We start from the raw sequence: 10,172 nt of genomic DNA, 5'->3' as shown, positions 1-10,172 counted from the left end.
GACGCCGTGGCGATCAACGGCACGGCGCTGTCGCCCGCCACGATCCTGACCGATCTCAACGAATATGGCCGCCGGCACGGCATCGGCCGGCTGGATTTCGTGGAAAACCGCTTTGTCGGCATGAAGTCGCGCGGCATCTACGAGACCCCCGGCGGCACCATCCTGCTGGAGGCGCATCGCGGCATCGAACAGATCACGCTGGATTCGGGGGCGGGCCATCTGAAGGACAGCCTGATGCCGCGCTATGCCGAACTGATCTATAACGGCTTCTGGTTCAGCCCCGAACGCGAGATGTTGCAGGCGGCCATCGACAAGTCGCAGCAGCACGTCACCGGCACCGTCCGGCTGAAGCTGTACAAGGGCAGTGTGCATTGCGTCGGCCGCTGGTCGGATCACTCGCTTTACAGCGAAGCCCATGTCACCTTCGAGGACGACGCCGGCGCCTATGACCAGAAGGACGCGGCGGGCTTCATCCGCCTGAACGCCCTGCGGCTGAAACTGGTGGCGAATCGCAACGCGCGGGTGAAGTGACGACGGCCCGCGGTCGGTTGGGAAAGGAGATCTGGAATGCCCAATGCCGAATATGTGCATGCGATGGCGCGATACAATCTGTGGCAGAACGACAATCTGGTCAGCGCGGCGACGCGGATCGGACCAGCCGCGCGGCAGCGTGACCGCGGGGCCTTCTTCGGGTCGATCGAGAAGACGTTTTTCCATGTCTGCTGGGCCGACCGCATCTGGATGAGCCGCTTCACCGATCTGGCCGCGCCCGCGGGCGGTCTGGCCGAGTCGACCGCGTTCGAGGGCGATTGGGACGATTTTCGCAAGGCGCGCGCCGCCTCCGACCAGTTGATCCTGTCCTGGGCCGCGTCGGTCGATCCCGACTGGTTCGCCGGCGAACTTTCCTGGTTCTCCGGCGCGGCCGGCCGGAACATGTCCCGGCCCAAACCGCTTGTGGTGATGCAGCTTTTCAACCACCAGACCCATCACCGCGGACAAATCCACGCCATGCTGACCGCCGCCGGAGAAAAGCCCGGTGCCACGGATATCGCCTTCATGCCCGCCGAGGATCCGTGACGCGCTTCCCCGGATTTCCGGCGATCTGTTCCGGGAACCACCATGCCGCAACCGAAAGGGCCTTGCCATGACCGACCAGCGGCGGACCGCCCGCATCGCCATCCTGACCGTCAGCGACCGTGCAGCAGCCGGTGAATATCCCGACAAGGGCGGCCCTGGCGCGGAAGACTGGCTGCGCGATGTCATCATCTCGCCGGTGGAGATCGCCCGGCACATCGTTCCCGACGGGCGCGAGGGCGTGGCGTCCAGGCTGCGCGAACTGGCCGAAGGCGGGGCGGACCTGATCCTCGTCACCGGCGGCACCGGCCCCGCGCCGCGCGACCAGACGCCCGAGGCGGTGATGGACGTGGCCGAACGCGAATATCCGGGCTTCGGCGAGGAAATGCGCCGCGCCAGCCTGCGCGAGGTTCCGACCGCGATCCTGTCGCGCCAGACGGCGGTCAGCCGCGATGCCACGCTGATCATCACGCTTCCCGGCAAGCCGTCGGCCATCGCCACCTGCCTCAATGCGGTCTTTGCGGCCGTGCCCTATTGCCTTGACCTGCTGGGCGCGGGACGGATCGAGACCGACCCGGCAAAGATCGATGCGTTCAGGCCGCAAGCGAAAAGCGCCGCGTCAGACCCCGCCTGAGGCCCCGCCGGCAACCTCGGCCACAATCGTCTATAATCGGGGGCGGGAGGATGCGATGCTGTTCGTGCCAGGGCGAAAGGTTCCGGCGACCGCCTTGCGGGCGAAGCGGCGCGGGGCGCCGGGCCGGGCATCGCAGGATGGTATCAGCCCGACTTCTTCCGGGACGCGCGCTTCTTGGGCGCGGCTGCCGCCGCGGCCTCGGCGGCGCGCTTTTCGTCGCGCTTCAACCGTGCTTCCTTCAGCTTGGCGGACAGTTCGTCCCGGCGCGTGCGGTCCTCGTCGATGATCAGCTTTGCCGCCGCCGTGGTGCGGTCCTGAAGGGTTTCGGTCGGCTTGAAAAATTGGCCGAACAGCGGGCTCGGCTTGTCTTTGCGTGTCACTCGGATCTTCCTCACAATGTGGCGTTTCATATCGGGCGGCAGAGGCGGTTCGGTCGTTTGGGGCTGGGCGGACCGCGATTCGGCGGGTCCGTCCCTGCGGATCGGATTGCTGCCCTGTCGCCGATCTGCTGCGTGGCCCCGCGGCCGGCTTTCCTCCGGCATCGACAGGCTTGTCCTGTTCCGGCGGCCTGCGGGCCGCGGTTCGCGCCCGGTCAATGATCCGGCGCGCATGGTCACGGTCCTGGAGGCCGCCTATCGGCCGGGCGCCGTGACGCCGCGGCAGAACCGCCCGACTGATACCTCTATAAAGGAACTGCGCTGCCGAGTATATGAGCGCGCGCAATCTTCTGATGACCATCGCCGGCCTCTCCGCCGCAGCGCCTTCGCAGCGGCGGAGAGGCCGGCGGATGCGGCAGTTCTCAGCCGCCGAACAGCCGCAGCGCCAGCGGCGCGATGATCGCGGTCAGAACCGCGTTCAATCCCATGCCGATACCGGAAAAGGCACCCGCCGTCTCGTTCACCTGGAAGGCGCGGGCGGTGCCGATGCCGTGCGCCGCCACGCCGACCGAAAAGCCCCTTGCACGCCAGTCCCTGATCCGCAGCGCATTCAGCAACGGCGTGACGATGATCGCGCCGAAGATGCCGGTCATCAGGACCAGCGCGGCGGTCAGCGTGGGCTGGCCGCCGATCCGTTCGGCGATGCCGATGGCGACCGGCGCCGTGGTTGATTTCGGCGCCAGAGAGGCCAGGACAGGTCCCCCGATTCCGAAGCCCTTGGCAATCGCCAACGCCGAGACGATCGCGACCGAGGACCCCGCCAGCAGTCCCGCCAGCATCGGCCAGGCGGCCTTGCGCACACGCGGCAGATTGTCATAGAGCGGCAGGCCCAAGGCTACGGTCGCCGGCCCCAGCATGAAATGGACGAATTGCGCGCCTTCGAAATAGGTGGCGTAATCCGTCCCGGTCCCCCATAGCAGCAGCGCCAGCAGGATGATTGCCACCAGAACCGGATTCGCCCAGCTTTTCCGGCGGCTTGCACGAAAGACAGCATCTCCGATCAGATAGGCGGCCAGGGTCGCGGTCAGCCACAGCAGCGGGCCTTCCGACAGGTAGGACCAGATCAGCAGCGGATCAGTCATCGCTTTTCAGCGCCGCAGGGTCGATCGAGCCTGTCAGCCGCGCCGTCCAGGAAAACGCCAGCGCCCCCGCCGCGATCGCCAGAATGGTCGAGCCGGCCAGCGCCAGCGCCAGCCCCAGCCCGTCCTGGCGCAGCAATTGCAGATGCGCCACGATCCCGACGCCTGCCGGAACGAAGAACAGCGACAGATGTTGCAGCAACCCCTGCGTGGCGGGCCGGATCCGCCGCGCCAGTCCCGGCCGCGCGATGCAGGCGCCGACCAGCAGCAGCAGACCGACGACCGGACCCGGCAATGGCAGATTCAGACCGCGCGAGGCGATTTCGCCGACAAGCTGGAAGGACAGGATCAGGGCAAGCGATGCGATCATGGCCCGACGCTAGCGCCGCCGCGCAGGCCGCGCCAGTGCCTTTCTGGAACACTCATCTTGTGGATAAGTGGTGCAATAATTCCACATATAGCGGTTGATGTTGACTTGTAGGGTCAAGGACGGAACAATCCGCTAGACTGACCCGATTCTGACGGATTTTCGCCTTGCGTTTCGACCGGCTCCGACTCAACGGCTTCAAAAGCTTCGTGGACCCGACCGATCTGGTCATCCGCGAAGGGCTGACCGGTGTCGTGGGACCGAATGGCTGCGGCAAGTCGAACCTGCTGGAAGCCCTGCGGTGGGTCATGGGCGAGAACCGTCCGACCGCGATGCGCGGCGCCGGAATGGAGGACGTCATCTTCGCCGGCACCTCGCGCCGTTCGGCCCGCGGTCATGCCGAGGTCAGCCTTGGCGTGGACAACCGCGACCGGCTGGCACCGGCGGGTTTCAACGACGAGGATCATTTCGACATCGTGCGCCGGATCACGCGCGACGCGGGCAGCGCCTACAAGATCGGCGGCAAGGAGGTTCGGGCGCGCGACGTGCAGATGCTGTTCGCCGACGCCTCGACCGGCGCGCATTCACCGGCGCTGGTGCGGCAGGGGCAGATCAGCGAATTGATCAATGCCAAACCCAGGAGCCGCCGCCGGATCCTTGAAGAGGCGGCCGGGATCAGCGGCCTCTACCAGCGCCGCCACGAGGCCGAATTGAAGCTGAACGGGGCCGAGACGAATCTGACCCGCGTCGATGATACGCTGGATCAGCTGTCGGCGCAGGCGGCCTCGCTGGCGCGCCAGGCCCGCGCGGCGGCGAAGTACCGCGAGATCGGCGCCGCCTTGCGGCTGGCCGAGGGGGTGCTGCTGTATCGCCGCTGGGCCGAGGCCGAGGCGGCCCGTCTGGCGGCGGCCGAGGCGCTTGCGGCGGCGGTGAAGACGGCGGGCGAGGCCGAATTGGCGTCGCGTCTGGCCGGGGCGCGGCGTGAAGAGGCCGAGGCCGCGCTGCCGGCCCTGCGCGAAGAGGAACAGGTGGCGGCGGCGATCCGGCAGCGGCTTGCGGTCGAGCGCGAGGCGCTGGACGAGGCCGAGGCACGGGCGGCGGATGCGGTGCGCACGCTGGTCGCGCGGATCGCCCAGCTGGATCGCGATATCGAGCGCGAGGATGCGCTGAACCGCGATGCGGGCGAGGTTGTCGAAAGGTTGGCTTGGGAGCGGACCGAACTGGACAAGGCCGGCAGGGGTCACGACGACCGGCTGGACGCGGCAGCCGCGCGGGCCGACGAGGCGGCCGAGTCGCTGCGCGAGGTCGAGGCGCGGCTGGCCGAACTGACCGACGAATCGGCCCGTCTGGCGGCCAGGCACCAATCGGCCGAACGGCTGGCCGGCGATCTGCGGGCCATTCTGCAGCGCGCCGAACGGGCGGCGGCCGAGGCCAGCGAAAGCGCCGGCCGCGCCGCCGATGCGGGAACCGCCGCGCAGACGGCCTTGCAGGCCGCGGAAACCGCGCAAGAGGCCGCCCGCGACCGGGCCGAGGCCGCCGAACAGGCGCTGGCCGAGGCCGAGGCCGCGCGCAGCGAGGCCGAGACCGTCGAGGCCGCGGCCCGCGCCGCGCGATCCGAGGCCGAGGGCGAATCGGGCGCGCTGGCCGCCGAGATGGCAGCCCTGCGGCGGCTGGTGGAACGCGGGCAATCGGGCGGCAAGGCGATCCTTGACCGGGTGCAGGTGGCCAAGGGATCCGAGATCGCCTTTGGCGCGGCGCTTGGCGATGACCTGCGCGCCGGTCTGGCCGAGGATGGAGAGACGGGCTGGCATGTCCTGCCGGGCTGGGACAGCCCGCAGGCCCTGCCGGACGGGGCCGAACCCTTGGCGCGACAGGTGACGGGGCCGGATGCGCTGGACCGGAGATTGTCGCAGATCGGGCTGGTCAGCGATGCGGCGGAAGCCGCCGCGATGCAGGCGGCGCTGGCGCCCGGTCAGCGGCTGGTCACGCCCCAAGGCGATCTGTTCCGCTGGGACGGAATGCGGGTCATGGCGGGCGAGGCTTCCTCTCAGGCCGCACTGCATTTGCAAAAGGTCAACCAGCTCAACGAGATAGGCGGTCAGGCGGAACAGGCCCGGGCCCGGGCGGACGCTGCCGCCGAGGCACATGACAAGGCCCGCGCGCGGCTGGCCGATCTGTCCGGGCGCGAGAAATCGGCCCGCGATGCCCGGCGCGAGGCGGAACGGCTGCTGTCGGATGCCGCGCGCGCGGCGACGCGGGCGGAATCGGATCTGGCCATGGCCAGCAGCCGGGCCGAATCGGCGGTGGCCGAGGTCAGGCGACACCGCGAGGATGCGCTGGATGCGCAGGCGCGGCTGACGCAGGCGGACCGCGCCCTGGCCGATCTGCCCGACCGCGGCGAGGCCGCGCTGGCGGTCGAGAACGCCCGCACCGGCGTCGAGGCGGCGCGGATCGCCACCATGACCCGCCGCGCCGCACTGGACGAATTGCGCCGCGAGGGCAATGCCCGGATCAAGCGCCTGCAAGAGATCGCGAAAGAGGAATCCGGCTGGAAGCTGCGGCTGCAACAGGCCGGGACGCGGGCCGCCGAACTGGCCGCGCGGCGCGAGGCTGCGGCCGACGAGCTGGAACAGGCCGAGGCCCAGCCCGCCATTCTGGCCGGGAAACGCGCGGCCCTGTCCGACCGCGAGGCGCAGGCAGAAACCCGTATGGCCGCCGCGCGGACTGCCCTGTCCGCCGCCGACGAGGCCGCGCGCGCCGCCGCTCATGCCGAACGCGAGGCCGAACGGGCGGCCTCCGAGGCCCGCGAAACCCGCGCCGCCCGAGAGGCCCGCCGTGATGCCGCCCGCGACGGCGAGGCCGCGGCCCGCGCCCGCATCCACGAGGAAACCGAGGACAGCCCCCAGGCCCTGCTGGCGACGCTGGACGCCGCCGACAGCGATACGCCGGTGGCCCTGCTGGAAGACAGGATCGCCCGCCTGCGCACGCAGCGCGACGGTCTGGGCGCGGTCAATCTGCGCGCCGACGAGGACAAGCGCGAACTCGAGGAGGAACGCGACCAACTGGCCGGCGAGAAGACCGATCTGGAAGAGGCGATCCGCAAGCTGCGCGCGGGCATCGGCAGCCTGAACCGCGAGGGGCGCGAACGCCTGCTGACCGCCTTCGACACGGTGAACGCGAATTTCTCGACTCTCTTCACCACCCTGTTCGGCGGCGGCGAGGCGCGGCTGGTTCTGGTCGAATCGGACGATCCTCTGGATGCCGGGCTGGAAATCATGTGCCAGCCGCCGGGCAAGAAGCTGTCCACCCTGTCGCTTTTGTCGGGGGGCGAGCAGACCCTGACCGCGATGGCGCTGATCTTTGCGGTCTTCCTGGCCAATCCAGCCCCGATCTGCGTTCTGGACGAGGTGGATGCGCCGCTGGACGACGCCAATGTCAGCCGCTTCTGCGACCTGCTGGACGAAATGACGCGGCGCACCCAGACGCGGTTCCTGATCATCACCCACCACGCGGTGACGATGGCGCGGATGGACCGCCTGTTCGGGGTGACGATGGTCGAACAGGGCGTCAGCCAGCTTGTCAGCGTCGATCTGAAACGCGCCGAGGCTCTGGTCGCCTGAACCGGCCCGCGCTAGGGTGCCGCCAGAGCCTGCCAAGGAGGCCCCGATGCGCCGCATTCCTGCCGCTACCTTCGCCTGCCTGATCGCGCTGCCTGCGGCGGCACAGGTGAAAGCCGATGCCGGCCAGATCCAGAACATCCTGCAGGATCGCGGCATGACGGTGATCCGCGGCAAGGACGATTACGGCGCGCCGCGGCTGACGACCTCGGCCGATGGCAACAAGTTCAGCATCTATTTCTACGATTGCGACCCCGGACCCTGCGATTCGGTCCAGTTCGTCGCCGGCTTCAGCGAGGGCGCGCCGGCCGACATGGCCGCGATCAATGCCTGGAACCGGGAATTCCGCTTTGGTCGCGTCTATCTGGACGATGCCGGCAACCCCTTTGTCGCGATGGATGTGATGCTGTCGGGGACGGGGATCGGAAAGCGGACCTTTGCCGACATTCTTGACAATTGGGGCTCGATGCTGGCCGATTTCCGCAACTACATGAACTGGTGAGGACGAGATGAGCATCGAAGCGACACTGGCCGAAAAAGGCATCACCCTTCCCGACGCGCCGGCCCCGGCTGCGAATTACGTTCCCTTCGTGCGGACGGGCAACCTGATCTTCGTCTCGGGTCAGATCAGCGCCGGCGAGAAAGGCATGATCAAGGGCAGGCTGGGCGACGGCCTGTCGGTGGAGGACGGCGCCGCCGCCGCCCGCCGCTGTGGCCTTGCGCTGATCGCACAGCTGAAATCGGCCATCGGCGATCTGGACCGGGTATCGCGCGTGGTCAAGCTGACCGGTTTCGTCAATTCGACGCCGGATTTCGGCGACCAGCCCAAGGTGATCAACGGCTGTTCCGATCTGATGGTCGAAGTCTTCGGCGATGCCGGCCGCCATGCCCGCGCCGCCGTCTCGGCGCCCTCGCTGCCCTTCGGCGTCGCGGTCGAGATCGAAGCCATCTTCGAGGTGAAATGATGGCCATGCTGCCTCGCGCCTTTCTGGACACGCCGATCGCCCATCGCGGATTGCATGGTCCCGGCCGCCCCGAAAACAGCCTTGCAGCGGCCGAGGCCGCGATCGAACAGGGCTACGGGATCGAACTGGACATCCAGCCGGTCGCGGGAGGCGCGCCGATGGTGTTTCACGATTACGACCTGTCGCGGATGGCCGGGGACGAAGGCTATATCGTCGATCTCGATCCCGAGACACTGGCCGAAATGCGCCTGCTGGACAGCGATCAGGCCATCCCGTCGCTGGCCGATTTCCTGAAACTGGTCGATGGCCGCGTGCCGTTGCTGATCGAGATCAAGGATCAGGACGGTCGCATGGGTCCGAATATCGGCGAATTGCACGCCCGTGTCGCATCGGCTCTGGCGGGATACGAGGGGGCCGTTGCGGTGATGTCGTTCAACCCGCATACCGTCGCGGCCTTCCATGACATCGCGCCGGACATCCCCGTGGGCCTGACCACCTGCGGCTATGACAAGGCGGGATGGCCTATGCTGGACGCCGAGACCCGCATCCACCTGGCCGACATAGATGATTTCGACCGCAGCGGGGCGTCCTTCATCTCGCATGACAAGAACGATCTGGGCAATCCGCGCGTCGATGCGCTGAAGGCGCAGGGCGTGCCGATCCTGTGCTGGACGATCAAGTCGCCCGAAGAAGAGGCCGTGGCCCGCCGCATCGCCGACAACATCACCTTCGAGGGCTACGAGGCGGCAAGGTGACGCGCATCCTGATCACCGGCGCCTCGCGCGGCATCGGTCGCGCGGCGGCGCTGATGGCCGGGGCGCGGGGCTGGTCGGTGGGGGTGAACTATCGCGACCGGCGGGATGCGGCCGACGACGTCGTCGTGGCCGTTGAAAAGGCCGGCGGCCGGGCCATCGCGCTGCAAGCCGATGTCGCCCAGGCGGATGATGTGGCGCGCATCTTCGACCGGGCCGAGGCGGCGTTCGGCGGACTGGACGCGGTGGTCGCCAATGCGGGCATCGTGGCGCCGGCGATGGCGCTGGCCCAGACCACGCCCGATCGGCTGGAACGGATGGTCCGGGTGAACCTGCTGGGCGCGCTTCTGGTGGCGCGCGAGGCGGCGCGCCGGCTGCCGCGCGAGGACGGGGTCACGACCTCTCTGACGCTGATGTCTTCGGCCGCGGCGCGCCTGGGCTCGCCCGGCGAATTTGTCGACTATGCCGCCAGCAAGGGCGCCATCGACACGCTGACCCTTGGACTGGCGAAGGAACTGGGACCGCGGAATGTGCGCGTCAACGCCATCCGCCCCGGCCTGATCGAGACCGAGATGCAGGCCGATAGCGGCATCCCCGACCGCGCCACGCGGCTGGCCGGCAACATTCCGATGGGCAGGCCCGGCAGCGCCGACGAGGTGGCCGAGGCGATCATCTGGCTGGCCAGCGATGCCGCCCGCTACGTCAGCGGCGCGATCCTGGATGTCAGCGGCGGACGCTGAAGCTGCCCGCGCCGCAGGCACCCGCGAGCGATCACGCGGCTTGTGATCGCGCGCCCCGCTGACAAGCCGCGCGGGAAGCCCTAGCTTCGGGGGCATGAGCGCGCCCCTTACCCTCACCACCCATGCGGCCATCGTCCAGATCCCTGCCGCGACATGGGACCGGCTTGGCGACGGCAACCCCTTTACCAGTCACCGCTTCCTGTCGGCGCTGGAATCGTCGCGCTCGGTCGGGACGGGCAGCGGCTGGCAGCCCTTGCATCTGACCGTCGAACGCGACGGCCAGATCGTCGGTGCGGCGCCGCTTTACGCCAAATCGCATAGTCAGGGCGAATATATCTTCGATCATGCCTGGGCGCAGGCCTATGCGCGGGCGGGCGGGCGCTATTATCCCAAGCTGCAATGCGCCGTGCCCTTCACGCCCGCCACCGGCACGCGGCTTCTGTCGCCCGATCCGGGCGTGCGTCAGGCGCTGCTGGCGGGCATGACCCAGATCGCCGAACGTGGCGG

At 68.6% G+C, this 10,172-nt stretch carries 11 protein-coding genes and 1 pseudogene; 9 read left to right on the top strand and 3 right to left on the bottom strand.

Annotated features, from left to right (window positions below; translation table 11 throughout):
- The 3 genes and pseudogenes from B4A72_RS06225 to mog form a co-directional block, all read left to right on the top strand.
- Positions 1-531, top strand: a pseudogene (locus B4A72_RS06225) (argininosuccinate synthase domain-containing protein); the annotation flags it as partial.
- A 36-nt stretch (positions 532-567) separates the two neighbouring features.
- Entirely contained in the window at positions 568-1,077 is a 510-nt protein-coding gene (locus B4A72_RS06220) for a DinB family protein (protein WP_292978237.1), read from the top strand.
- Positions 1,078-1,144: 67 nt separating this feature from the next.
- On the top strand, positions 1,145-1,708 hold the full coding sequence (mog, locus tag B4A72_RS06215) for a molybdopterin adenylyltransferase (protein ID WP_292957692.1): 564 nt from the start codon (positions 1,145-1,147) through the stop codon (positions 1,706-1,708).
- A gap of 143 nt (positions 1,709-1,851) precedes the next feature.
- Here the strand turns inward: mog and B4A72_RS06210 are convergent, their stop codons facing one another.
- The 3 genes from B4A72_RS06210 to B4A72_RS06200 all read right to left on the bottom strand — a co-directional run bounded on the left by B4A72_RS06210 (position 1,852) and on the right by B4A72_RS06200 (position 3,594).
- Positions 1,852-2,250 (bottom strand): hypothetical protein, encoded by a 399-nt coding sequence (locus B4A72_RS06210; protein ID WP_292957689.1) that lies wholly within the window; start codon positions 2,248-2,250, stop codon positions 1,852-1,854.
- A gap of 257 nt (positions 2,251-2,507) precedes the next feature.
- Positions 2,508-3,227 carry an LrgB family protein gene (locus B4A72_RS06205; protein WP_292957686.1) on the bottom strand — a complete coding sequence of 240 codons (720 nt, stop codon included), beginning with the start codon at positions 3,225-3,227 and terminating at the stop codon, positions 2,508-2,510.
- Positions 3,220-3,594 (bottom strand): CidA/LrgA family protein, encoded by a 375-nt coding sequence (locus B4A72_RS06200; RefSeq protein WP_292957683.1) that lies wholly within the window; start codon positions 3,592-3,594, stop codon positions 3,220-3,222. Before B4A72_RS06200 ends, B4A72_RS06205 begins: the two co-directional genes overlap by 8 nt.
- Positions 3,595-3,758: 164 nt before the next feature.
- On the opposite strand from B4A72_RS06200, the gene B4A72_RS06195 reads away from it, so the two are divergent.
- The 6 genes from B4A72_RS06195 to B4A72_RS06170 all read left to right on the top strand — a co-directional run.
- Positions 3,759-7,211, top strand: coding sequence for a chromosome segregation SMC family protein (locus tag B4A72_RS06195; RefSeq protein ID WP_292978236.1), 3,453 nt, complete (start codon positions 3,759-3,761; stop codon positions 7,209-7,211).
- Between the two features lie 46 nt (positions 7,212-7,257).
- Positions 7,258-7,710, top strand: a complete 453-nt coding sequence (locus tag B4A72_RS06190) for a YbjN domain-containing protein (protein WP_292957677.1) — start codon at positions 7,258-7,260, stop codon at positions 7,708-7,710.
- Positions 7,711-7,717: 7 nt separating this feature from the next.
- Positions 7,718-8,173, top strand: coding sequence for a RidA family protein (locus B4A72_RS06185; protein ID WP_292957674.1), 456 nt, complete (start codon positions 7,718-7,720; stop codon positions 8,171-8,173).
- Positions 8,173-8,928, top strand: a complete 756-nt coding sequence (locus B4A72_RS06180; protein ID WP_292957671.1) for a glycerophosphodiester phosphodiesterase family protein — start codon at positions 8,173-8,175, stop codon at positions 8,926-8,928. Before B4A72_RS06185 ends, B4A72_RS06180 begins: the two co-directional genes overlap by 1 nt.
- Complete coding sequence (locus tag B4A72_RS06175; protein ID WP_292978235.1) at positions 8,925-9,665, top strand: SDR family oxidoreductase; 741 nt, start codon at positions 8,925-8,927, stop codon at positions 9,663-9,665. The genes B4A72_RS06180 and B4A72_RS06175 overlap by 4 nt, the downstream gene beginning before the upstream one ends.
- Positions 9,666-9,759: 94 nt before the next feature.
- Positions 9,760-10,172: peptidogalycan biosysnthesis protein (locus B4A72_RS06170; protein WP_292978234.1), on the top strand; the 413-nt coding region annotated here is incomplete at its 3' end.

This window comes from Paracoccus sp. UBA5162 (assembly GCF_002413585.1).
GTDB lineage: Bacteria > Pseudomonadota > Alphaproteobacteria > Rhodobacterales > Rhodobacteraceae > Paracoccus.
This window is presented reverse-complemented; position numbering and strand designations above follow the sequence as displayed.

Bases quoted from the DNA above. Each gene is read 5' to 3' on its own strand.
- B4A72_RS06190 (WP_292957677.1), top strand. From the start codon at position 7,258: ATGCGCCGCATTCCTGCCGCTACCTTCGCCTGCCTGATCGCGCTGCCT.
- B4A72_RS06210 (WP_292957689.1), bottom strand. From the start codon at position 2,250: ATGCCGGAGGAAAGCCGGCCGCGGGGCCACGCAGCAGATCGGCGACAG.
- B4A72_RS06180 (WP_292957671.1), top strand. From the start codon at position 8,173: ATGGCCATGCTGCCTCGCGCCTTTCTGGACACGCCGATCGCCCATCGC.
- B4A72_RS06200 (WP_292957683.1), bottom strand. From the start codon at position 3,594: ATGATCGCATCGCTTGCCCTGATCCTGTCCTTCCAGCTTGTCGGCGAA.
- B4A72_RS06205 (WP_292957686.1), bottom strand. From the start codon at position 3,227: ATGACTGATCCGCTGCTGATCTGGTCCTACCTGTCGGAAGGCCCGCTG.
- mog (WP_292957692.1), top strand. From the start codon at position 1,145: ATGACCGACCAGCGGCGGACCGCCCGCATCGCCATCCTGACCGTCAGC.
- B4A72_RS06220 (WP_292978237.1), top strand. From the start codon at position 568: ATGCCCAATGCCGAATATGTGCATGCGATGGCGCGATACAATCTGTGG.
- B4A72_RS06185 (WP_292957674.1), top strand. From the start codon at position 7,718: ATGAGCATCGAAGCGACACTGGCCGAAAAAGGCATCACCCTTCCCGAC.